This is a genomic window from Sphingobium cupriresistens (assembly GCF_004152865.1).
GTDB lineage: Bacteria > Pseudomonadota > Alphaproteobacteria > Sphingomonadales > Sphingomonadaceae > Sphingobium > Sphingobium cupriresistens.
In genome coordinates this window covers 205161-226214 of sequence record NZ_SEOO01000001.1, presented here as the reverse complement: position 1 = coordinate 226214, position 21054 = coordinate 205161, and the positions used below count along the sequence as shown (strand labels likewise).

The 21054-nt window shown below is 65.2% G+C and carries 20 protein-coding genes; 10 read left to right on the top strand and 10 right to left on the bottom strand.

The window, feature by feature from the left end:
- Window positions 1–84 precede the first annotated feature (84 nt).
- Genes glk through EWH12_RS01080 form a run of 3 tightly spaced genes read left to right on the top strand, consistent with a single transcriptional unit; the run spans window position 85 to window position 2247 of the window.
- Entirely contained in the window at window positions 85–1059 is a 975-nt protein-coding gene (gene glk / locus EWH12_RS01090; RefSeq protein ID WP_129925422.1) for a glucokinase, read from the top strand.
- Between the two features lie 2 nt (window positions 1060–1061).
- Window positions 1062–1682, top strand: coding sequence for a bifunctional 4-hydroxy-2-oxoglutarate aldolase/2-dehydro-3-deoxy-phosphogluconate aldolase (eda, locus tag EWH12_RS01085; protein ID WP_066601046.1), 621 nt, complete (start codon window positions 1062–1064; stop codon window positions 1680–1682).
- Between the two features lie 52 nt (window positions 1683–1734).
- Complete coding sequence (locus EWH12_RS01080; RefSeq protein WP_066605038.1) at window positions 1735–2247, top strand: hypothetical protein; 513 nt, start codon at window positions 1735–1737, stop codon at window positions 2245–2247.
- Between the two features lie 45 nt (window positions 2248–2292).
- Here EWH12_RS01080 and EWH12_RS01075 read toward each other — a convergent pair whose 3' ends face one another.
- The 5 genes from EWH12_RS01075 to EWH12_RS01055 all read right to left on the bottom strand — a co-directional run bounded on the left by EWH12_RS01075 (window position 2293) and on the right by EWH12_RS01055 (window position 7530).
- Complete coding sequence (locus tag EWH12_RS01075) at window positions 2293–2946, bottom strand: trimeric intracellular cation channel family protein (RefSeq protein ID WP_066601044.1); 654 nt, start codon at window positions 2944–2946, stop codon at window positions 2293–2295.
- A 102-nt stretch (window positions 2947–3048) separates the two neighbouring features.
- A complete protein-coding gene (locus EWH12_RS01070) occupies window positions 3049–4311 on the bottom strand; it encodes a M20/M25/M40 family metallo-hydrolase (protein WP_408021503.1) in 1263 nt (420 codons plus the stop codon).
- Between the two features lie 59 nt (window positions 4312–4370).
- A complete protein-coding gene (locus EWH12_RS01065; RefSeq protein ID WP_066601041.1) occupies window positions 4371–4916 on the bottom strand; it encodes a glutathione peroxidase in 546 nt (181 codons plus the stop codon).
- A gap of 38 nt (window positions 4917–4954) precedes the next feature.
- Complete coding sequence (locus EWH12_RS01060) at window positions 4955–5674, bottom strand: VIT1/CCC1 transporter family protein (protein WP_066601040.1); 720 nt, start codon at window positions 5672–5674, stop codon at window positions 4955–4957.
- Between the two features lie 74 nt (window positions 5675–5748).
- Window positions 5749–7530: an ABC-F family ATP-binding cassette domain-containing protein gene (locus tag EWH12_RS01055; protein ID WP_129925421.1), complete on the bottom strand. Its 1782-nt coding sequence runs from the start codon at window positions 7528–7530 to the stop codon at window positions 5749–5751.
- 138 nt (window positions 7531–7668) lie between these two features.
- Between EWH12_RS01055 and EWH12_RS01050 the strand changes: the two genes are divergently transcribed.
- The 4 genes from EWH12_RS01050 to EWH12_RS01035 all read left to right on the top strand — a co-directional run bounded on the left by EWH12_RS01050 (window position 7669) and on the right by EWH12_RS01035 (window position 11125).
- Window positions 7669–8400: an SIMPL domain-containing protein gene (locus tag EWH12_RS01050; RefSeq protein WP_129925420.1), complete on the top strand. Its 732-nt coding sequence runs from the start codon at window positions 7669–7671 to the stop codon at window positions 8398–8400.
- Window positions 8401–8484: 84 nt separating this feature from the next.
- Complete coding sequence (locus tag EWH12_RS01045) at window positions 8485–8835, top strand: hypothetical protein (protein WP_129925419.1); 351 nt, start codon at window positions 8485–8487, stop codon at window positions 8833–8835.
- 145 nt (window positions 8836–8980) lie between these two features.
- Window positions 8981–9646 carry a response regulator transcription factor gene (locus tag EWH12_RS01040; RefSeq protein WP_066601032.1) on the top strand — a complete coding sequence of 222 codons (666 nt, stop codon included), beginning with the start codon at window positions 8981–8983 and terminating at the stop codon, window positions 9644–9646.
- Between the two features lie 171 nt (window positions 9647–9817).
- Window positions 9818–11125: a sensor histidine kinase gene (locus tag EWH12_RS01035; RefSeq protein WP_129925450.1), complete on the top strand. Its 1308-nt coding sequence runs from the start codon at window positions 9818–9820 to the stop codon at window positions 11123–11125.
- 48 nt (window positions 11126–11173) lie between these two features.
- Here EWH12_RS01035 and EWH12_RS01030 read toward each other — a convergent pair whose 3' ends face one another.
- From EWH12_RS01030 to hemB, 3 genes are read right to left on the bottom strand one after another with little or no spacing between them, the layout of a single operon-like run.
- Window positions 11174–11761, bottom strand: a complete 588-nt coding sequence (locus EWH12_RS01030) for a gamma carbonic anhydrase family protein (RefSeq protein WP_066601028.1) — start codon at window positions 11759–11761, stop codon at window positions 11174–11176.
- Window positions 11762–11774: 13 nt separating this feature from the next.
- Window positions 11775–13982 carry a fused MFS/spermidine synthase gene (locus EWH12_RS01025; protein ID WP_129925418.1) on the bottom strand — a complete coding sequence of 736 codons (2208 nt, stop codon included), beginning with the start codon at window positions 13980–13982 and terminating at the stop codon, window positions 11775–11777.
- A complete protein-coding gene (hemB, locus tag EWH12_RS01020; RefSeq protein WP_066601022.1) occupies window positions 13982–14977 on the bottom strand; it encodes a porphobilinogen synthase in 996 nt (331 codons plus the stop codon). The genes EWH12_RS01025 and hemB overlap by 1 nt, the downstream gene beginning before the upstream one ends.
- A gap of 190 nt (window positions 14978–15167) precedes the next feature.
- On the opposite strand from hemB, the gene gloA2 reads away from it, so the two are divergent.
- Window positions 15168–15554: an SMU1112c/YaeR family gloxylase I-like metalloprotein gene (gene gloA2 / locus EWH12_RS01015; RefSeq protein ID WP_129925417.1), complete on the top strand. Its 387-nt coding sequence runs from the start codon at window positions 15168–15170 to the stop codon at window positions 15552–15554.
- 30 nt (window positions 15555–15584) lie between these two features.
- Here the strand turns inward: gloA2 and EWH12_RS01010 are convergent, their stop codons facing one another.
- A complete protein-coding gene (locus tag EWH12_RS01010) occupies window positions 15585–17174 on the bottom strand; it encodes a M28 family metallopeptidase (protein WP_129925416.1) in 1590 nt (529 codons plus the stop codon).
- Window positions 17175–17294: 120 nt separating this feature from the next.
- Here EWH12_RS01010 and EWH12_RS01005 point away from each other — a divergent pair, with 120 nt between their 5' ends.
- Window positions 17295–18059 carry a head GIN domain-containing protein gene (locus EWH12_RS01005; RefSeq protein ID WP_129925415.1) on the top strand — a complete coding sequence of 255 codons (765 nt, stop codon included), beginning with the start codon at window positions 17295–17297 and terminating at the stop codon, window positions 18057–18059.
- Window positions 18011–18733, top strand: coding sequence for a head GIN domain-containing protein (locus EWH12_RS01000; RefSeq protein ID WP_129925414.1), 723 nt, complete (start codon window positions 18011–18013; stop codon window positions 18731–18733). The genes EWH12_RS01005 and EWH12_RS01000 overlap by 49 nt, the downstream gene beginning before the upstream one ends.
- A gap of 114 nt (window positions 18734–18847) precedes the next feature.
- Here the strand turns inward: EWH12_RS01000 and EWH12_RS00995 are convergent, their stop codons facing one another.
- Window positions 18848–21001 carry a TonB-dependent siderophore receptor gene (locus EWH12_RS00995; RefSeq protein ID WP_129925413.1) on the bottom strand — a complete coding sequence of 718 codons (2154 nt, stop codon included), beginning with the start codon at window positions 20999–21001 and terminating at the stop codon, window positions 18848–18850.
- Between the last annotated feature and the right edge of the window lie 53 nt (window positions 21002–21054).

Genomic DNA, 21054 nt, shown 5'->3' with positions numbered 1-21054 from the left:
TTCGGGAGGGCCTGTCGAAGCCCTTCTCTTCTCCAAAGAAGAGTTGCCCTTCGACAAGCTCAGGGCGAACGGATGGAGAGTGACATGACCGACATCATCGCCGCCGACATCGGCGGAACCAACGCCCGTTTCGCTCGCGCGTCGCTGGACGCCAAAGGCGTGCCGACGCTTGGCACCGTGCGCAAATATAAGGTCGCCGACTATCCCAGCCTGCAAAGCTGCTGGGCGGCGTTCGCCGAAGACGAGCAGAAGGCAGGCGATGGCGACCTGCCCCGCGCCGCCTCGATCGCATTCGCCACCGCCATCGGGCGGGACGTCATCAAGCTGACCAACAGCAATTGGGTGATCCGCGCCGATACGCTGGCCGACGACATCGGCGTCGATACCGTCCGCCTCGTAAATGATTTCGAGGCTGTGGCTCATGCCGTGTCGCGCCTGCCGGCCGAGAATCTGCCGTTGCTGTTCGGCGAGGATCGTCCCTTCCCCACCGATGGCGGAGTCACCATCCTTGGCCCCGGCACCGGCCTGGGCGTCGCGTTGATCGCCTACGACCAGGGCCATCCCCATGTCATCGCGACGGAGGGCGGCCATCTCGACTTCGCCCCGCTCGATCCTATCGAGGAGAAAATCCTCTCCTATCTGCGCGACAAGTTCCTGCGCGTATCGACCGAGCGGATCGTGTCGGGGCCTGGCCTCAACTATATCTACAAGGCCTTGGCCACGATCGGCCATGACCGGGTCGTGCTGATGGAAGACCCTGAATTGTGGCAGGCCGCGCTGGAGGATGGCGATCCCTTCGCGCGAGCGGCGCTGGAGCGCTTTTGTCTCTGCTACGGATCGGTCGCGGGCGACCTGGCGCTGGCCCATGGACCCCACGGCGTCGTGCTGGCCGGAGGCCTGACCCAGCGGATGCGCGATTTCCTTCCGTACAGCGGCTTCCACACTCGTTTCAAGGCCAAGGGCCGGTTCGAAAGCCTGATGGCGACCGTACCGATCCGCATGGCCATCCATGATGAAATCGGCCTGTTCGGGGCCGCCGCCGCATTCCGGGAGAAGTGATGATGAGCAAGTTGACCGTCGAACAGGTGATGGAACTGGCCCCGGTGATCCCGGTGCTGGTGGTGGACAGGGTCGAAGACGCGCTGACGATCGCGCGCGCGCTGGTCGCGGGCGGCCTGCCCGCGCTGGAAGTGACGCTGCGCACCCCCGCCGCGCTGGACGTGATCCGCGAAATGGCGAAGGTCGAGGGCGCGGTCGTCGGCGCGGGCACGGTGCTGAACCCGGCGCAGCTGGATGCGGCGATGGAGGCGGGCGCCCGCTTCATCGTCAGCCCCGGCCTCACCAAGCCGCTGGGCAAGGCCGCGATCGCTGCGAAAATCCCCTTTCTGCCCGGCACCGCCACAGCTGGCGACATCATGCGCGGCATGGACATGGGGCTGACCCATTTCAAATTCTTCCCGGCCGAAACGTCCGGCGGGCTGCCGGCCTTGAAGGCTTTGGCAGCGCCCCTCCACACCGCGCGCTTTTGCCCGACCGGCGGCATCACACCGCAAAACGCACCCGAATGGCTGGCCCAGCCCTTCATCAAATGCGTCGGCGGCAGCTGGGTCGTGCCCAAGGGGCCGGTGGACGCGGCGAAGATCGAAGCGCTGGCTCGCGAAGCCGCTGCGCTGCCGCGGTAAAGACGGCGCGCGCGCCATTGCGCCGGATCGCGCGCCGCCCTAGATGCAGGTCATGACACCGCGCCGCCTCTTCACCGCCCTGGCCCTGTTCCTGTCTGGTTGTGCGGGGGCGCCGCAAAGCTACCCCTCGCTCGCCAAGCGGCCAATCGAAAGTGCGCCGATGGCGCAGGTCGCGCCGCCCGCCCCGTCGGTGCCGGCCGATGCGGCGCTGTCGGCGGAAATCACGCGCCATGTCGCCCAGGCGGACAAGGGCGCCGCCGCCTTCGACGCCGCCTATGCGCGCGCCGACCGGGCGGTGGGCGCGGCGAAGGGCGCAGGCGTGTCGAGCGATGTCTGGGTTGCGGCGCAGGTCGCGATCAGCGCTCTCGAATCCGCGCGCAACGACAGCGTGTCGGCGCTCGCCAGCCTCGACACCCTCTATGTCCAGCGCAGCAACGCCGTGGCCGATGGCAAGGCGGCGGGCGGGCTGGAAGATATCGACGCGGCCCGTAGCGCCGCGCTGGCGCTGGTGGACCAGCAGAATGATCGCATCGACGCTATGAAGGGGCGGCTGCCGCAACCTTGATTATGGGCGGTCGACATCGGTCCGACCTCCGGTGGCATAACGTCGTCACAAAATCTGACGCTCTTCATCCCGGTAGACCGGCAGGCCCAACCCGCGCCGGATCGCCATCGCCCGCAGCAGGAAGCCCAGCAGCGCGGCGATGACGCCGGCGACCGGCACGTCCAGCCCGATCCAGCGCAACGCGACGAACAGGCCCGATGCGAAGGCCGCCGCCGTGACGTAAAGTTCGGGCCGCAACAGGATCGACGGCTCGCCCGCCAGCAGGTCGCGCATGATGCCGCCGACGCAGCCGGTGACGACGCCCATCATCCCCGCGACGAAAGGCGGCACGCCGAAACTCATCGCCTTGGCCGCGCCGAACACGGCGAAGGCGGCCAGCCCGATCGCGTCCAGCCAGTCGAGCGCCCGTTCGCTCCAGAATTTGCGCGGGGTGAACCACACCAGCAACGCCGCGCCCATGCAGGCGATGGCCGGCACCGGATCAACCACCCAGAAGACCGGCGCGTCGATCAGCAGGTCGCGCACCGTGCCGCCACCGACCCCGGTCACTAGCGCGAAGAAGGCGAAGGTGACCAGCGTCTGCCGCAACCGCGCCGCCGCCAGCGCGCCGGACGCGGCAAATACGAAAGTGCCAACGATACTCAATGTTTCAAGCACCGGGCCGATCGATGTGGCGAGCAGGGGCGTGGGTGGGAGCATGGCGCGATCTACCCCCTTTCCTGGCATGATTGAAGCCCAGAATGCGTGTTCCCGCGCAGGCGGGAATACGCTCCTCTGCCATCCCATCCTACGCAGCCTCCCCTATTTCCGCCCCTTCTCCACCGCCAGCCGGCTCATCAATATCGCGGCGCGCTTGGCCTGGCGCTTCATGGTCGAAAGGTCGGCCTTCTCCGCCGGGCTGTGATCGCCGCTGGACGCCAGGCCAAGGCCCACCAGTCCGTCCGTGTCGGCCGCAACGAAGCTGATGTCGCCCGCCCCGCGCTTCAACGGATCGAGCGCCGCCATTTCCGGCAGGCCCAGATCCGCATTGACGCCGTTCAGCTTGCCCAGCAGCGCCTTGTTCCCCTGCGTTGGCGCCATCGATGGATAGCCCAGGTCGAACGCGATGCTGGCCGATGTGCCCGTCAAATGCCCTGCCTCGACGATCGCCTGCATCTTCGCCTGAACCCGCTTCGTCTGCTCTTCGCTCAGCGTGCGGAAATCGCCCTTAGCCACCGCGACCGGCGGGATGATGTTGGTCTTGCCGGTCACGGCGATGCGCACGCCGTCCTTGTCGACATCCGCGCTCTGCCCGCCGCCGATCAGGCCGACGTTGAAGGTCAGATTGGGTTCGGGCAGTTCCCTGCGAAACGCGACTATGATCCGCGCCAGTTCATAAACCGCTCCGTCGCCCGCGCTGGCCGAAAAAATGCCCGAACTATGGCCAGACTTGCCCGTCGCGGTCAGCGTCCAACTGTTGGAGGATCGCCGCGCGATCGACCCCATATCCTTGCCATTTTCCTGCGACAAGCCTTCGAAATCCAATGCCACATCGGCGCGCTTGCCAGCGGCCACCAGATCGGCGCGGGCGATCGAAACCGGATCGCCCGAATCCTCCTCATCCCCGGTCAGCACCACTTCGATGTTCGCGTTTTTCAGCGTGCCGGCCGCCTGCATCGCCTTGAGCGCCAGCAGCATCGTAACGACCCCGCCCTTGTCGTCGGCGACGCCGGGACCAGTGGCCCAATCGCCATCGCGCTTGAAGGTCTGGAACGGCGAATCCGGCTCGAACACCGTATCGAGATGGCCGATCAGCAGCATCTTGGCGCCGCCCGCCTTCCCCTTGTGCACCGCGATCAGATGCCCCGCCCGCTTGGCCGCATCCATCGGCTTCCAGGTGACGGTAAAGCCCAGCGCCTCATATTCGGAGCGCAGCATGTCGGCCACCGCCTTCACGCCGGGGAAATTCATCGACCCGCTATTCTGGTTGACCAGCTTTTCCAGCAACGCGACGGACGGTTCATAGCCGGCATCGACCGTCGCGCCCATCTTCTGCTCCGCCGGGCTGAGCGCGGCATGGGCCATAGGCGCGCTGCCCATCAGCAGCGCGCCCGTCACCAAAGCCCGAATCAGTTTTTGTCGATTCACTTGGCCAGTTCCGCCTCGATCGCCGCGACCAGCGCCGGGTCATTGGGCGCAGTCGTGGGGTCGAAACGCGCGGCGACGCTGCCGTCCTTGGCGATCAGGAACTTCTCGAAATTCCACAGCACTTCGGGCACCGGATTGGGGGTCATGCCATAGCCCTTGAGCTTTTCGCGGAAGGCGTCGCCCTCGCCCTGCGCGTCCGGCTGCGCGCTGGTCAGCGCGGCATAAAGCGGATGCTTGTCCGGCCCGCTAACGACGATCTTTTCGAACATTGGGAAATCGACGCCGAAATTGGTGGTGCAAAAGGTTGCGATCTCGTCATTGCTGCCCGGTTCCTGCGCGCCGAAATCATTGGCGGGGAAGCCTGCGACGACCAGGCCCTTATCCCTATAATCGGCATAAAGCTTTTCCAGCCCCTCATATTGCGGGGTCAGTCCGCATTTGGACGCGACATTGACCGCCAGCACCACCTTGCCCGCATAATCGGCCAGGCTGGCGTCGGCGCCCTTGATGGTCTTGAGCGCAATCTGCTGAATATCGGTCATATATCGTCTCCTTAGATGAAATTAGCGCGAACCTGCCATTAAATCGCCGCGCCGAACAGATGCCCTGCAACCGCCGTCACCGCCATCGCCAATGCGCCCCAGAACAGCGTGCGCGCGATCGACCGCGACGGCTTCGCCCCGCCCAGCCGCGCCCCGACATGCCCCAGCAGGACAAGACAGAGCAGACAGACGATGACGATCACGACAATCGCATGGCCCGCCGGGGCCAGCGCGGCGGCCAGCACCGGCGGCGCGGCGCCCGCGGCGAAGCTGCCGGCCGACGCCAACGCCGCCTGCACCGGCCGCGCCGTCGCCAGATCGGATATGCCCAATTCGTCGCGCGCATGAGCGCCCAGCGCATCGGCCGCCATCAACTGCTGCGCCACCTGCCCCGCCAGATCGGGCGTCAGGCCGCGTTCGACATAGATATTGCGCAACTCCACCCATTCGGCATGGGGCTGGGTCGCCAGCGCCTTGCGCTCCTTGGCAAGGTCGGCGCGTTCAGTATCGGATTGCGCGCTGACGGACACATATTCGCCCGCCGCCATCGACATCGCGCCCGCCACCAGCGCCGCAATGCCGGTCAGCAATATAGTCTGGCTGTCAGCCCCCGACGCGGCGACGCCGGTCATCAGGCTGGCGGTGGACACGATCCCGTCATTGGCCCCCAGCACGGTCGCGCGCAACCAGCCGACGCGGTTCACATAATGAACGGCATGATGGGGCTGGTCGATTGCGGTGTCGGTCTGCGCGTCCATCGATCAACCCCTTCGCCTGGCCCCTATCCCGGCATCCATGCGCCGTGAGCCTGTCGAAAGGAAGGCGGGAAATGCTACCCCGCCATTCCTTCCGCCTTTTCCGCCAATTCCAGCCAGCGCATCTCGGCAGCGTCCTTTTCCGTCCGCGCCCTCTCGATCGCGCCCGTCAACATGTCGAACCGTTTCCGATCGCGCGTGTAGAGCGCCGGGTCGGCCAGCGCCTCCTCATGCCCTGCGATCGTCGCTTCCAACTGCTCGATGGTTTTGGGCAGCAATTCCAGATCACGTTGATCCTTATAGGTCAGCTTGGTCGATACCGGCTTGGGCGGCGGGGCAGCGCTCACCGCCTTCTTCTCGATCCTGGCCGCCTTGCGCGGATCACGCTTGGCGATCCAGTCGGCATAGCCGCCGACGATCACATCGACCACGCCGGTCCCGTCCAGCCCCAGCGTCACGGTAACGGTGCGGTCCAGAAAATCGCGATCATGGCTCACGATCAGGACCGTGCCGTCATAGTCGGCAATCACTTCCTGCAACAGGTCGAGCGTTTCCAGGTCCAGATCGTTGGTCGGCTCGTCCAGCACCAGCAGGTTAGATTCGCGCGCAAATTCCCGCGCGAACAGCAGGCGCGACCGCTCGCCGCCCGACAATGTCGCGACCTTTGCTTCCGCCAGCGACGGGTCGAACAGAAAGTCCTTCAGATAGCCGTGGATATGCTTGCGCACGCCGCGCACGTCGATCCAGTCGCCCCCCTCGGCCAACACGTCGCGCACGGTCTTGTCGCCCTGCATCAGGCTGCGCTGCTGGTCGATGAAGATCATGTCCAGCGTCTTGGCCAGCGTCACGCTGCCGCTGTCGGGCGCCAGTTCGCCAGTCAGCAGCTTGAGCAGCGTCGATTTGCCCGCGCCATTGCCGCCGACGATGCCGATCCGGTCGCCGCGCTGCACCCGGATCGACAGGTCGTCGATGATCGTGCGCTCTCCGAAACTCTTCGTGACATGCTCGGCCTTGATGACGCTCTTGGTCTTGCTGTCGTCGCTGGCGACGGCGATCTTCGCTATCCCCTGCGGCCCGTTCATCGCGGCGCGCGTCTCGCGCATTTCCCACAGCTTGGCCAGCCGCCCCTGGTTCCGCTTGCGCCGCGCGGTGACGCCGCGCTCCAGCCAGTGCGCCTCGATCTTCAGCTTCGCGTCCAGCTTCTCGGCCGCCCGCGCCTCTTCGGCATAGACGGCCTCCATCCACTGTTCGAACCCGCCAAAGCCGATCTCGTTACGGCGCATCTGCCCACGATCCAGCCACAAGGTCTGGCGGGTCAGCCGCGTCAGGAAGGCGCGGTCATGGCTGATGACGATGAAGGCGCCATTGTACCGTGCCATCCAGTTTTCGATCCAGTCGATTGCGGCGATGTCCAGATGGTTGGTCGGCTCGTCCAGCAGCAGCAGGTCCGGCTCGCTCGCCAGCGCGCGGGCGATGGCGGCGCGGCGGCGCTCGCCCCCGCTTGCCGTCCTGGCTTCGCGCGACAAGTCGATGCCCAGTTGGTCGGCGATCGCCTCCACCTCATGCGGGGCCGGCGCAAATTCGCCCGCCAGCGCGAAATCATGCAGCGTGGCGAAGGGCGTGACGTCCGGATCCTGCTCCAGCGTGATGACCCGCGCGCCCGGCTGCACCGACCGTACGCCCTCGTCCGCCTCGATCTGCCCGCCCAGCAATTTGAGCAGGGTCGTCTTGCCTACGCCGTTGCGGCCGATCAGCGCCAGCCGGTCCTTCGCCCCCACGGCGATATTGAGGCCACGGAACAACCAGTGAGAGCCTTGCGAAAGGCCAAGATTTTCGAACGAGAGAATAGGTGCTGCCATGGCGGTGCAGCTAAAGCCTGTCATGCCTCGTAGCAAGAGCGGAACCGGAAAGCTGTCGGACGGCTTTCAACGTGCGACAGCGTCCATTCATCGCACCCCGGCCAAAAAGGGGCGCATAATCGCAGAGGAGAATATTCGATGAAATCCGCTCTCGCCCTGATGGCGCTCGGCGTTGCCGCCCTTCCCGTGGCGGCGCTTGCCCAGACCAGCGTCACCATCGCCGAGACGGCGCCGGTCGTGACATTGAACGTCACCGAAAGCGTCGAAGCCGCGCCCAATGTCGCGACCGTCGGCACCGGCGTCCAGACCCGTGCGCTGACCGCGCAGGCCGCGATGCAGGACAATGCCGCCAAGACCGAAAAGCTGATCGCCGCGCTGGCCAAGGCCGGGATCGCCAAGAAGGATATCCAGACCAGCGGCATAAACCTGTCCGCCCAATATGATTATAGCAACCGCGACGGCCAGCCCGAAGGCCCGCGCTTCATCGGCTATGAAGCGTCCAACCAGTTGACCGTGAAGCTGCGCGACATCAAGAAAGTGGGCGCTTCGCTCGACGCCATGGTCGCGGCCGGCGCCACCAACATCAACGGCCCGACCTTTTCGATCGAAGACCCCTCGCCGCTGATCCAGCAGGCCCGCGGCGCCGCGCTCAAAAGCGCCAAGGCCCAAGCCGATTTCTATGCCCAAGCCGCTGGCTTCCGCAACGCGCGCCTCGTGTCGATCAGCGAAAGCAACAGCGGCGGCCAGCCGCCCATGCCGATGATGCAGAGCGCCCGCTTCAAGGCGGATTCGGCCCCTTCGACCCCGATCGAACCCGGCCAGGTCAGCGCCTCGGTCACGCTGACGGTCCAGTATGCGCTGGACAAATAAGCGCCCATAGCGCGGATAAAAGGCGGCGGCGCCTGGGCATCGCCGCCATTTCTGTTCATCTGCGCGCCATTCACCACCTGTTCAATGCCCTTCGCCTATGCCATGCCCATGAATATGAAGTGGAACAGCCTGCCCCGCTCTCTGACCGTTGCGATCGCCGCCGCGCTTGCTCTTGGCGTCGCCATCCCGGCCGCCGATGCGGGCAATCGCCGCGATGAACAGGACGCCGCGCGCCGGGCGATGCTCGACGGTCAGGTCATGCCCTTCGCCATGATCAAGCGCCGGGTCGACGCCACCATGGGCGGCGCAACCTATGTCGGCAGCGAATTCAACCCGTCCTCCAACCGCTACCGCCTGAAATATGTGAAGGACGGCAAGGTGATGTGGGTTGATGCGGATGGCCGGACGGGCGATATCATCGGCATGGCGCGCTAACATCCGCCCATGCCGCAATTCTAGAGCGGTTTGCGATCCGATTGCATCGGATCAACCGCTCTAGATTATTGGTTTTACGCGATTTCCGAGTCATCAGATGATTCCATCTGATTAGAAATCGCTCTAAAAAAGAAAAGGGCCTTTCATGCGTCTGCTGATCGTCGAGGATGAACCAAATCTGGGCCAGCAGCTCAGGAACACGCTGGAGGGCGCAGGCTATGCCGTGGACCTCGCCACCGATGGCGAGGATGGCCATTTCCTCGGCGCGACCGAAAGCTATGACGCGGTCGTGCTCGACCTTGGCCTGCCGACCATCGACGGTTTGACGGTGCTGGACCGCTGGCGCAAGGAAGGCCGCGCCTTCCCGGTGCTGGTGCTAACCGCGCGCGACAGCTGGTCGGACAAGGTCGCCGGGCTTGACGCGGGCGCCGACGATTATCTCGCCAAGCCTTTTCAGAGCGAGGAACTGATCGCCCGCCTGCGTGCGCTCATCCGCCGCGCATCGGGCAATGCGTCTAGCGAACTCACCGCCGGCGACGTTCGCCTCGACACGCGATCGGGCAAGGTGACGCTTAAGGGCGACCCGGTGAAGCTCACCGCGCAGGAATATAAGCTGCTCAGCTATCTGCTCCATCACAAGGGCAAGGTGGTCAGCCGCACCGAATTGATCGAACATATTTACGATCAGGATTTCGACCGTGATTCCAATACGATCGAAGTGTTCGTGACGCGTATCCGCAAGAAATTGGGCGCCGACGTCATCACCACCATTCGCGGTCTTGGCTACAGTCTGGACGAGCCGGGGCGGTAATCAGCCTTCCGCCCTACTCCGTTCGGACTGAGGCTGTCGAAGCCCAGCACTTTCTTAAGAAGGACGGCCCTTCGACAAGCTCAGGGCGAACGGATATGGGAACAGTCTGAAAATATGACCGATCCCGCATCCCCGCCCCCCGTCCGCTCCACCGGCTCCATCAGCCGGCGGATGATCGGCATTGCCGCGCTGTGGATCAGCGTGCTGCTGCTGGGCGGCGGCGTGGCGCTGGACCGGGTGCTGAGCGACGCGATCACACGCAATTTCGACGACGGCATGAACTATGTCCTGACCGCGATGATCGCAGCGTCGGAAATCGGCCCGGATGGCGAAGTCCTGTTCAACCGCGAACTCGCCGACCAGCGCTTCCTGGAACCCAATAGCGGCCTCTATTACCAGATCAGCGCCAAGGGGCATGAGGATTGGCGCTCTCGCTCGCTGTGGGACCGCGCGCTCAAGGTGCCGGCGGAACATCATGACCGCCACCTCCACACCTATGACAGCAAGCAATTCCCCGGCGAGGATCTGCGCGTGATGGAGCGCACCGTCGTTCTCCCCGGCTCCGACACGCGCTGGCTGTTCATGGTCGGCCAGGCGCGCGAAGGGCTCGACGCGCAGATCAAGACGTTGCGCTCCACCCTGTTCAACAGCTTCGCGTTGCTGGCGCTCGGCCTGTTCATGCTGGCGACGCTCCAGACCATTTATGGCTTGCGCCCGCTGCGCAAGGTGCGGCTGGAGATCATCCGTATGCGCGACGGCCACAAAAGCCGCGTCACCGAACCCATGCCCGCCGAAGTGTTGCCCATGGTCGAGGAATTGAACGCCCTGCTGGCCCACAATGAGCGGCAAGCGGAGGAAGCGCGCACCCATGCCGGCAATCTCGCCCATGCGCTCAAGACGCCGCTGACCGTCATCATGAACGCGGCCACGGCCAAAGCGCCGGACCTGGGCGACGCGGTGATCCGCGAAGCGACAACGATGCGGCGGCAGGTCGATCATCATCTCGCCCGCGCCCGCGCCGTCGGCCGGCGCGGCGCGGCGCAGAGCCGGGCGGACGTGTGGCCCAGCCTGACGGCCGTGGAACGCGCCGTCCAGCGTCTCTATCCCGACGCCCGTGTCGACATGGACGGCTATAAGGACGCTGCGGTCCGCGTCGAACGCCAGGATCTTGACGAAATGCTCGGCAACCTCATCGAAAACGCGGCTAAATATGGCGGCGGCAGCGTCTTCGCCACCGTCGTCGCGCGTGCGGGCGGCATGGTGGAAATATTGGTCGAGGATGACGGCATGGGGATCCCCGAAACCGAACGGGTCCGCATCTTCGACCGCGGCGTGCGCCTTGATTCCGGCAAGCCCGGCACAGGCCTCGGCCTCGCCATCGTCCGCGACGTCGCGGAAATCTATGGCGGCACCGTCGCGCTGGAGGAAAGCGAGGATCTGGGCGGATTGCTGGTGCGGCTGCGCCTGCCCGCGGCGTGACGCGCCGTCATCCGGCAACGGTCGGTTGGGGGCCAGTAACCGCCGCCGCTATGCGTTCCCGATCGCCCTGACCGCGCCCTTATGCGCTTTGGCGCTATGGACATAATGATCCACGCCCTCGCGCATGTCGATCAGCGCGGCATCGGACAGGTCACGCATATATTTGGCGGGACGGCCGGCCCAAAGCTGACGGTGCAGCACCGTCTTGCCAGGCGACAGCAAGGCGCCCGCCGCCAGCATCGCGTCGCTTTCGACTGTGCAGCCGCTCATCACGACAGCCCCCAGGCCGACAAAGGCGCGATCCTGCAACACGCAGCCGTGGATCATCGCCATATGGCCGATCAGCACATCGTCACCGATGATCGCGGGCCAACCGTCGGCAGGACGGCCATCGGCGCGGTCGCCGGGGTTGTCGCAATGGATCACGGTGCCGTCCTGGACGTTGCTCCGCGCGCCGATCCGCACCCGGTTCACGTCGCCGCGGATGACGCAATTATACCAGATGCTGGCGTCCTCGCCGATCTCGACATCGCCGATGATGCGGCATCCCGGCGCGACGAATGCGCTGGGGTGGATGACCGGCGCCTTGCCGTTGAAGGGGATGATGCTGACATCTGGATACTCGGTAGCGGCCATTATGGCTCTCCTCTCATGGTCTGATCTTCAATACCGGCAGGATACTGGCATGATCGTCGGTCCAGGCGGAAAAACCGGGCGTTGGATTAAGCCATCGCCATGTTTCGCCATCCGACACACGCGCCAGCCGGTCCAGTTGCGACGGATCGCGCGACAGGGCGACCCAAATCGATGCGGCGTAACGACGCGCGGCGTCGCGCTTGGCGGGCTTGTAATGGCGCAGACGCGCGTGCCAGCCGCCAGCCATCGCATCGCCCGCCACAACCGGCCGCAGGTCGAGATAGCGGTTGGAAATGTGGATCAGCAGCAGCCCGCCCGGCGCGAGGCGGCGGCCATAGATCGCCATCGCTTCGCGCGTCAGCAGATGCATCGGAATCGAATCGGACGAGAAGGCGTCGATCACCACTATGTCCGCACCGCCCGCCGGCTGACGCGCCAGCGTCATGCGCGCGTCGCCGATAACGATGTCGGCGCGCGGCTGGCACCGCGCCAGGAAGCTGAAATCGGCTGGATCGCGCGCGATCGCGACAATGGCCGGATCAATTTCGTAGAAACGCCAAGTTTGGCCGGGGCGCGCATAGCAGGCAAGCGTCCCCGCCCCCAGTCCGACAACGTCGATCCGGGCTTTGCCCCCGAACAGGTCCGGCGCATGGCCCAGCGCCAGCCCGACACCGGACTTGGGCGCATAATAGCTGGTCGGGTGGCGTTCACGGCCTGGCTCCAGATTCTGGACGCCGTGCAATGTCGTGCCGTGGAACAGGATACGTTCGGTCGCGCTCTTATTGGCGACGCCATAGACGCCGAAATAGCTGCGCGTCAGCATCCCGCTGGCCGACTGGGACAGTTTTTCCCAGCCGCTCAGGCACAGCATCAGATAGACCAGCATCGCCGCGGTCATGAACCGCTGGCCCAGCGTCAGGATCGCCATCACGATGATCGCGCAGAAGCTGAGCGATTTGACCAGCGGCGGCGTGGCGTCGCCCAGGGCCAGCCCGCCGCCCACCATCGACAGCGCCAGGCCCAGCAGCAGCATGAGCGGCGCGAGCCAGACGCGGCGACGCGCATCTTCCCACAGCAGCTGAGGCAGGCGCAGCGTCGCTTCGCGCGCCGGCAGCAACAGCGCCGCGGCGATCAGCAGGATCGGATATTCATAGGTCCAGTCGAAGATCAGCGGGGCCAGCAGCGCGCAGAACAACCCGCCGACCATGCCCCCCACTGACATCAGCAGGTAGAAGCGGGTGAGATGGGCCGGTTCGGGCCGCAGGTCGTAGAGGCGCGCATGGAGCGCGATGGCGACGACGAACAGGACCGCCAGAATGCCCAGCGCGATGAAAACCGGGAAATGGATGCCGCCGGTAAAGGCGATGCACGCGCCGATGAGCAGTATAAGCGGCGCGATCAGGATGCTGAAGTCGGCCGCGCCGCGCCGCGCCGCAAAGGCGACCGTGAAGCTGAGCAGATAAAGGCCGAGCGGCAGCACCCAGAGCAGCGGCATCGCGACGATGTCGGTGGTGAGGTAGAGGCTGGTCGACATCATCAGGCCAGACGGCACGGCCGCCAGCGCCATCCAGTGCAGCATCCTGCGCCCGTCGGGCCGCGGCGCATCGCTCGCCTGCGCCGTGACTTCGCCCGCGCCGCCAGGCGGCAGGCGGCGGGCGCTGGCATAGACCAGGAAGAACAGCGCGCCGTAGCAGAGCGACCAGAGGAGGCTTTGCGCCTTCAAAGTCAGCAACGGCTCGACCAGCAGGGGATAAGCGATAAGCCCCGCGAAACTGCCGAGGTTGGACGCGGCATAGAGCGGATAGGGATCGCGCCCGTCCGCCAGCGCGAACCAGCGTTGCAGCAGCGGGGCTTGCGCCGCGACGACGAAGAACAGCGGGCCGATCGACGCGGCCAGCAGCCACAGCACCCACAGCGCCGGCTCCATGTCCTGCGGCGGTTGCCAGCCCATCAGGCCGATCGGCAGGAAGATGGCGGCGACCAGGAAAAGGCTAAGGTGGATCAGCGCCTGCCGCCGCGCCGGGAAACGCCCCAGCATATGGGCATAAGCATAGCCGCCCAGCAGCAGCGCCTGATAAACCAACATGGCCGAATTCCACACCGACGGCGCGCCGCCCAGGCGCGGCAACGCCATGCGGGCGATCATCGGCTGGACCAGGAAGAGCAGAAACGAGCCCGCGCAGATCGTGACAACGAAGCGCGGGCGGGTTCCGATCCGCATCAGGCCCCCAGCAGCCTGGCCGCGTGGAGCGCGTGATAGGTCAGCACGCCGCTGCATCCTGCCCGCTTGAACGCCAGCAATGTCTCTAAAATCAGCGCGTCGCGGTCTCCCGCCCCCGCAGCGGCGGCATGTTCGATCATCGCATATTCGCCCGACACCTGATAGGCGAAGACCGGCACGGCGAAGCGATCGCGCACCCGCGCGACGATATCCAGATAGGGCAGGCCTGGCTTCACCATCACGCTGTCCGCCCCCTCCGCCAGGTCGAGCGCAACTTCGCGCAACGCTTCCTCGCCATTGGCCGGGTCCATCTGGTAATTTTTCTTGTCGCCCTTCAGCAACCCGCGCGATCCCACCGCGTCGCGGAACGGACCGTAAAAGGCGCTCGCATATTTGGCGGCATAGGCCATGATCTGGACATTGGGGTGGCCGTCCTGTTCCAGCGCCGCGCGGATCGCGCCGACGCGGCCGTCCATCATGTCGCTGGGCGCGATGATGTCCGCGCCCGCCGCCGCCTGGTTGAGCGACTGGCCGATCAGCACGTCGATCGTCGCGTCGTTCAGGACATAGCCCGTGTCGTCCAGCAACCCGTCCTGCCCATGGGCGGTATAGGGGTCTAGCGCCACATCGGTCAGCACGCCGATATCAGGCACCGCGTCCTTGATCGCGCGGATCGCCCGGCACATCAGATTGTCGGGATTGAGCGCTTCGGCCCCGTCGTCGCTGCGTCGCTGCGCTTGCGTGTTGGGGAACAGGGCGAGGCAGGGGATGCCCGCGGCGCGCGCTTCCTTCGCCCGTTCCACCATCCGATCCACCGACCAGCGCGACACGCCGGGCAGCGCAGCGATCGGCTCTTCCACCCCGGCCCCTTCGGTGACGAACAGCGGCCAGAGGAAATCGCTCGGCGACAGGCGGTTTTCAGCGTGCATCGCCCGGCTCCAGGCCGAGGCGCGGGTGCGGCGCAGGCGCAGCGCCGGATAGGGTGCGTAGGTCATGGCGCGGGTGTAGGCGGCGTGAGCCAAGGGATCAAGCGGGGCACATTGCCCATAGCGTGCGCGACGACGCCGAGATATTCGCCTCGGTGGAGGAAGCGGAAGCCTGGCTGTTCGACGTCGGGCAGCAGCGCCGCGTCGCCTGAACCGATCGAAACTGGCGCGCCGCACAGCCATCGCCTATGAGCGATGGATGCGCGCCATCCATCACATCGCCCTCATCTGTTCCGACTATGACCGTTCGCGCGCCTTCTATCGCGACATATTGGGCCTGCCCGTCATCCGCGAAGTGTGGCGCGCCGAGCGGCGATCGTGGAAATGCGATCTCGACGCGGGCAATGCGCAGATCGAGCTTTTCTCCTTCCCCGCGCCCCCGGCCCGGCCCAGCCGCCCGGAAGCCTGCGGGCTGCGCCACCTGGCCTTCACGGTCGCGGACATCGACGCGGAGGTGGCGCGACTCTACGCGGCAGGGGTCCGATGCGAACCGATCCGCATCGACGAATATACCGGCCAGCGCTTCACCTTCTTCGCCGACCCCGACGGTCTGCCGCTCGAACTTTATGAGCAGGTAAAAAGCTGACGTGCTCCCGCCTTCGAGGGAGCAGGTGGCTTATTTCGCGAACCGCTTGAAGAAACTGTCGTCATTCCACGCCGGGCGCGCATCCGCATTGGCGACGCGCAGCGTGACCGCGGTCACATAGGCGTTCAGCTTCGCGCTTTCGGCAGGCATGACCGGCTGGTTCAGATCGTCGAACGGCGAATGATAGAGGTTCGCCCGCCATGCCTTTTCGGCGTTTGCCTCCGGCGTGCCGGCCTTGAACCCATATTTGAAGAAGAGCGCCGGAATGCCTTCGCGGATGAAGGCATATTGGTCGGACCGGATGAAGACGTTGCGATCGGGGAAGGGATCGGGCGTGATCGGCAGGTTCATCTGCGCGCTCACCGCCGCCGCATCCTGGCCGAGCGAGCTTTGGTCATAGCCGATCGGCGTCACGCTGGTCAGCGGGAAGATCGGCAGCGCCATGTCGAAATTCAGGTCGGCGACGATGCTGGACTGCGACACGGTCGGCCGCCGCGCGAAATAGCGCGCGCCCAGCAGCCCTTTCTCCTCCGCCGTGACGATCGCGAACAGGATCGACCGCTTGGGCTTCACCTTGCTGGCCTTGAGCGCCTTCGCGATCTCCAGCAGGCTGGCGACGCCCGATGCATTGTCGAACGCGCCATTATAGATGGCGTCGCCCTTGATCGGCGTGCCGACACCATAGCCATCCAGATGCGCCGACAGCACGACATGTTCCGGCCGCAATTTCGGGTCGCTGCCCGGCAGCACGGCGATCAGGTTGGGCGACGACAGGTCGCGGCGCTTGGCCGCCACCTGCGCCTTGAAACGCAGCGCGAGCGGGAAGCTGGCGACCGCGGCGGAGGCGTCGGCCGCGGCGGCGATCGCAGCGAAATCATTGTCCGTCCCGGCGAAGAATTGCGCCGACTTGGCCGGATCGAGCTGCGCGCCGAGGAAAGGCGTCTGCGTTTCGCGCAGGGTCGCGTCGGCATAATAGAGCGCGGGCGCGCCCGCCAGCGCCACCCGGCGGACCCACGGAATCTCCACCTGTTTGGGCGTGACCAGCGTGATGAGGCCCAGCGCGCCCTGCTCGGCCAGCCAATGCGCGCGTTCGGAACGGGCATGGGACTTGAGCGCGCCGGAAATGGTGGACGGGCCGCCCGACAGCACGACGACGATCTTGCCCTTGAGGTCCAGCCCGGCGAAATCGTCATGCCCCGCTTCGGGCAGGTGCAGGCCATAGCCGGCGAACACCATCGGCGCGTCGATGCTTTCGGGCACCGGGCCGCCGCTCCCGGAAAAGATCAGGTCGCCCGGCACCGCCAGCGCCGTTTCGCCCTGCGGCCCGACCAGCGACGCGCGGCTCTGGTCCGCCAGGATCACCTGCTCGATAAAGGCGACCGGCTGCTTGTAGCCGTCGATCCCCGCGGGTTTCAGGCCCAATGCCTTGAACTGGGCGATCACATAGTCGGCCGCGCGATCATAGCCCGGCGTGCCGGTGCCGCGCCCTTCCATGCCGTCATTGGCCAGCGCCTGGACATGCGCCCACCAGCGCGCGCCGGCGTCCCCCTCCGGCGCCGCGCTGACGGGGGTTGCGGCGATCATCGCGAGCAGGGGAAGAGCGAGAAGGGAAAGGCGCATGGACGGGACACTCCGTAATTTCAGTCATCTATCATGCCTGAACCCGTTCGACGAACAAGGGGCTTGGAACCGCCACGGACAACGTGTATTGCTCAAGCAACACACGATGAGGAGATTGTGATGCCCCGCCCCTTGCCCCTGTTGACGCTGGCCCTGACCGGCATGGCCTTGACCGCCATTGCGCTGTCCACCACCGCCTGTTCGCGCACCGACGAATCGCCCGCTGCCGACGAAGTGGCCCGCAGCACGCAAGATTGGGCGACGCTCAGGGATTTCACGGAAATCGACGCGACCGGCCCGGACAATGTCGCCGTCACCATCGGCAGCGGCTTTGCGGTGAAGGCGGACGGCGATGCCAGGGCGGTCGCCGACCTCGATATCCGGGTCAAGGATGGCAAGCTGGTGATCGGCCGGAAGTCCAAGGGCGACTGGAGCTGGGGCCGCAAGGATGGGGACAAGGGGGCCACGGTTCATGTGACGATGCCCGCCATCGCCGCCGCCGCGTTAACAGGCGCAGGCGATTTCGACCTGGACAAGGCGCAGGGCGACCGGCTGGACCTGTCCCTGACCGGCGCGGGCGATTTCCGCATCGGCACGGTGGCGGTCAAGACGCTGAGCGCCGACATCACCGGCGCGGGATCGGTGAAGATTGCGGGCGCCGCCGACACGGCGAAAATGTCGATCACCGGCGCGGGTGACATCAACGCCGAAGCGCTGAAGGTCGGCACGGCGGACCTGTCGATCCTGGGCGCGGGCGACATCGACATTGCCTCCGACGGCAGGGTTGCTATCAGCATCATGGGTCCGGGCGACGTGAAGGTGAAGGGCAAGGCGCGATGTACGACAAGCGGCGTAGGACCGGGCGAAGCGCGTTGCGCACCCTGACGGCGACCGCGCTGTTCCTCGCCGCGCCCGCTAGTGCCGCGACACGCGGCTACACCATCACCAGCTTTGACGCGATCCGCGTGGATGCGCCCGTCACCGTCATCCTGACTACCGGCGCAGGCGCATCGGCGCGGGCGGAGGGCGACCAGAGCGCGCTCGACCGGCTGAAGGTCGACGTGTCGGGCCGGCTGCTCACCATCGGCATGGACCGGGCGCGGCCGGGCGAAAAGAGCGGCGGCGCGGCCACGCTGCGCCTGTCCACCGGCATGGTCGAACGGATCGTGTTGACCGGCGGCGGCTCGATATCGATCGATCGCATGAAAGGATTGCTGGGGCAGATCGTGCTCGGCGGCAATGGCGATATCAATGTCGCGAAAGTCGAATTGGACCGGATCGACCTAACGCTGTCGGGCGGCGGCCGGGTGACGATGGCCGGGCGCACCGGCGTCGCCAATATCCGCGTCAACGGTCCCGGCGCGCTGGCGGCCGAGCCGCTGATCGCGCGCCAAGCCAGCATCAGCAACGAAGGACCGGGCAGCAGCACCCTGACAGCCGACGTTACCGCGAAGGTGACGACGTCAGGATCGGGCGACGTCACCATCACAGGCAAGGCCGCCTGCACCGTCGATAATCGCGGCACCGGCCGCGTGCGATGTGGCGGCGAGAACTTCTAGCAGGGGTTCGCCGTCGACAAGCGCGGCATTGGATGCGCGCCCGACCTTTGGTCGATGACCAAAAAGGCCGGAGGATCGCTCCCCCGGCCGTCCATGTCTGTCATTCGCGGTCGATCAGAACTGATAATTTGCGCTGATCGTGACATTGCGCGGCGGACCGTAGCGATATTGATCGTAGAAACCGATCTGCGCGAAATAGGTCTTGTCGGTCAGATTCTCCAGATTCGCCTGGACCGAAAGCTGTTCGTTCACGGCCAGTCGCGCCATCAGGCTGACCAGGGCATAGCCATCCTGCTGGAAGTTGAACGGAGCGCCGGTGACCGTATTGAGGCCCGCCGAATAGGCCTTGCTGCGATAATTCACGCCGCCGCCGAAAGTGAAGCCCGACAGGATGTCCGGGAAGGTGTAAGTGGTGAACAGCTTGAGCAACTTGCGCGGCTGATTGACCGATACGGCATCGCCATCGGAATCCTTCGCCTTGAACTGACTATAGCCGAAATTGAGGTTCCAGTTCTCCAGCGGGCTGCCATTGACTTCGAATTCGAAACCCTCGCTCCGCGTGCCGTCGATCGCGATCGAGGGTTGCTGCGGCAGGCCGCCGGGCGGCGTGATCGGCGGCGCGGTCAGATCGACCTGGGCCAGATTGTCCTGCTCGATACGGAACAGGGCGATCGAGGTTTGCAGCTTCTCGTCGAAAAAGGCGCTTTTCAAGCCGATTTCATAGGCGTTGCCCTCCAGCGGATCGAGTTGCCGCAGATTGGCGTCGAGCGCGCTCTGCGGCTGGAATATCCTGGTATAGCTGGCATAGAGGCGATGGCTGGGGGTGACGTCGAAGAGCGCGCCGACATAGGGAATGAACACATTCTTGTCGCCATAATCGCTGGTGACGCCATAACTCAGCCCTTTCTGCCTCCACGTCGCCAGGCGGCCGCCGCCGATCAGCTTGAACTGGTCGGCCAGGTTCAGGCGGACCGCGCCATAGACGCCGCTCTGCGTGATCTTTTCCTCGACCGCGCGAAACGCCGTGGTCGAAAAACCCGGATTCTCATAGGCCGCGCCCGTTTCCGCGACGAAATTCGGCCCGGCGGGGAATGCCAGCGCGCTGAAGCTGTCGGTAAAGCGTTTCTGGATGCTCTTCATCCCGCCCAGTACGACTTCATGGTCGCGGCCGAACAGGTTGACGCTGCCCTTGACCTGAACATCATACGCATTCTGGATGCTTTCGCCATGATCCTTGTAGGGGAAGGCGTATTGGATGGTGCCGGTCGCCTTATCGACGGCCCCCGACAAATAGAGGAGTTGCGCCTTTTCGGCATTTTTCAGGCGATTATAATTGGCGGCGACCGTCCAGTGTTCGCCGATCTCCTGGCGGATCGTCGCGAAGATATTCTGGTTGATCGTGTTCCAATAGGTCCAGTCCCCGGTCGTGCTCTTCGAACGTGACCAGTCGGTGAGCGTGCCATCGGCGTAGAAGGTCGGCAGGTTGCCCCAGGACGGCGAATCGCGATTGGTGTCCTGATGGCTGATCCCGGCGCGGACCAGCGTATTGTCGGTCAGATCAGCGTCGACGACGCCATAGAGAATGATCCGCTTGTCGCTGAATCGGTCGATATAGCTGTCGCCCTGCTCGTAGCGGCCGACCACGCGCGCGCGGATCCGGCCGTCGGCTGTGATTGGCGTGCTGACATCGCCCGATACGCGCCAGCGGTCCCAACTGCCATAGCTGGCGTTGACATAGCCGGTCAGGTCGGTGGCGTCGGCGTGTTTGCGCACGAAGTTGATCGACGCCGACGGGTCGCCTGCGCCGGTCAGCAGGCCGGTTGCGCCGCGCACGATCTCCACCCGTTCATAGACGGAGACGTCCGTGCTGGTTTCGCCCGCGCCGCCCGCCAGGGTCCAGGCCAGCGGAATGCCGTCATATTGGAAATTGCGAATTTCAAAACCGCGCGCATAAAACTGGTTGCGCAGATCGTCGAGATTGTTGACCGATATGCCGACGCCATTGCGCAACACATCGGCGGCGGTGACCAGATTTTGGTCGATAATGCGTTGAGCGGTCAGGATGGTTACAGACTGCGGCGTTTCCCGAACAGTCAGGCCAAGCCCTGTGGCGGTGTCGATCTTGTCGGGCAGCGTGTATGCGCCGGTGACGATGATCTGCTCCTCCGGCGGCGCAGCGTCGGCCGCCACTTGCGCCTGCGCCGTGGCCGGCATGACGGCGACGCCGACCAGCGACGCGGTCAGGAAGAGAGAATATCTGCGAATCATCTAAAGCCCCCGATCTTGCGGTGCCGGCCCTCAGCGATGGATAGACTCCAAAG

What these genes read in the sequence shown, in the direction of transcription:
- glk (WP_129925422.1), top strand. Translation starts at nt 85, where the DNA reads ATGACCGACATCATCGCCGCCGACATCGGCGGAACCAACGCCCGTTTC.
- eda (WP_066601046.1), top strand. Translation starts at nt 1,062, where the DNA reads ATGAGCAAGTTGACCGTCGAACAGGTGATGGAACTGGCCCCGGTGATC.
- EWH12_RS01080 (WP_066605038.1), top strand. Translation starts at nt 1,735, where the DNA reads ATGACACCGCGCCGCCTCTTCACCGCCCTGGCCCTGTTCCTGTCTGGT.
- EWH12_RS01075 (WP_066601044.1), bottom strand. Translation starts at nt 2,946, where the DNA reads ATGCTCCCACCCACGCCCCTGCTCGCCACATCGATCGGCCCGGTGCTT.
- EWH12_RS01070 (WP_408021503.1), bottom strand. Translation starts at nt 4,311, where the DNA reads ATGGCCCATGCCGCGCTCAGCCCGGCGGAGCAGAAGATGGGCGCGACG.
- EWH12_RS01065 (WP_066601041.1), bottom strand. Translation starts at nt 4,916, where the DNA reads ATGACCGATATTCAGCAGATTGCGCTCAAGACCATCAAGGGCGCCGAC.
- EWH12_RS01060 (WP_066601040.1), bottom strand. Translation starts at nt 5,674, where the DNA reads ATGGACGCGCAGACCGACACCGCAATCGACCAGCCCCATCATGCCGTT.
- EWH12_RS01055 (WP_129925421.1), bottom strand. Translation starts at nt 7,530, where the DNA reads ATGGCAGCACCTATTCTCTCGTTCGAAAATCTTGGCCTTTCGCAAGGC.
- EWH12_RS01050 (WP_129925420.1), top strand. Translation starts at nt 7,669, where the DNA reads ATGAAATCCGCTCTCGCCCTGATGGCGCTCGGCGTTGCCGCCCTTCCC.
- EWH12_RS01045 (WP_129925419.1), top strand. Translation starts at nt 8,485, where the DNA reads ATGCCCTTCGCCTATGCCATGCCCATGAATATGAAGTGGAACAGCCTG.
- EWH12_RS01040 (WP_066601032.1), top strand. Translation starts at nt 8,981, where the DNA reads ATGCGTCTGCTGATCGTCGAGGATGAACCAAATCTGGGCCAGCAGCTC.
- EWH12_RS01035 (WP_129925450.1), top strand. Translation starts at nt 9,818, where the DNA reads ATGATCGGCATTGCCGCGCTGTGGATCAGCGTGCTGCTGCTGGGCGGC.
- EWH12_RS01030 (WP_066601028.1), bottom strand. Translation starts at nt 11,761, where the DNA reads ATGGCCGCTACCGAGTATCCAGATGTCAGCATCATCCCCTTCAACGGC.
- EWH12_RS01025 (WP_129925418.1), bottom strand. Translation starts at nt 13,982, where the DNA reads ATGCGGATCGGAACCCGCCCGCGCTTCGTTGTCACGATCTGCGCGGGC.
- hemB (WP_066601022.1), bottom strand. Translation starts at nt 14,977, where the DNA reads ATGACCTACGCACCCTATCCGGCGCTGCGCCTGCGCCGCACCCGCGCC.
- gloA2 (WP_129925417.1), top strand. Translation starts at nt 15,168, where the DNA reads ATGCGCGCCATCCATCACATCGCCCTCATCTGTTCCGACTATGACCGT.
- EWH12_RS01010 (WP_129925416.1), bottom strand. Translation starts at nt 17,174, where the DNA reads ATGCGCCTTTCCCTTCTCGCTCTTCCCCTGCTCGCGATGATCGCCGCA.
- EWH12_RS01005 (WP_129925415.1), top strand. Translation starts at nt 17,295, where the DNA reads ATGCCCCGCCCCTTGCCCCTGTTGACGCTGGCCCTGACCGGCATGGCC.
- EWH12_RS01000 (WP_129925414.1), top strand. Translation starts at nt 18,011, where the DNA reads ATGTACGACAAGCGGCGTAGGACCGGGCGAAGCGCGTTGCGCACCCTG.
- EWH12_RS00995 (WP_129925413.1), bottom strand. Translation starts at nt 21,001, where the DNA reads ATGATTCGCAGATATTCTCTCTTCCTGACCGCGTCGCTGGTCGGCGTC.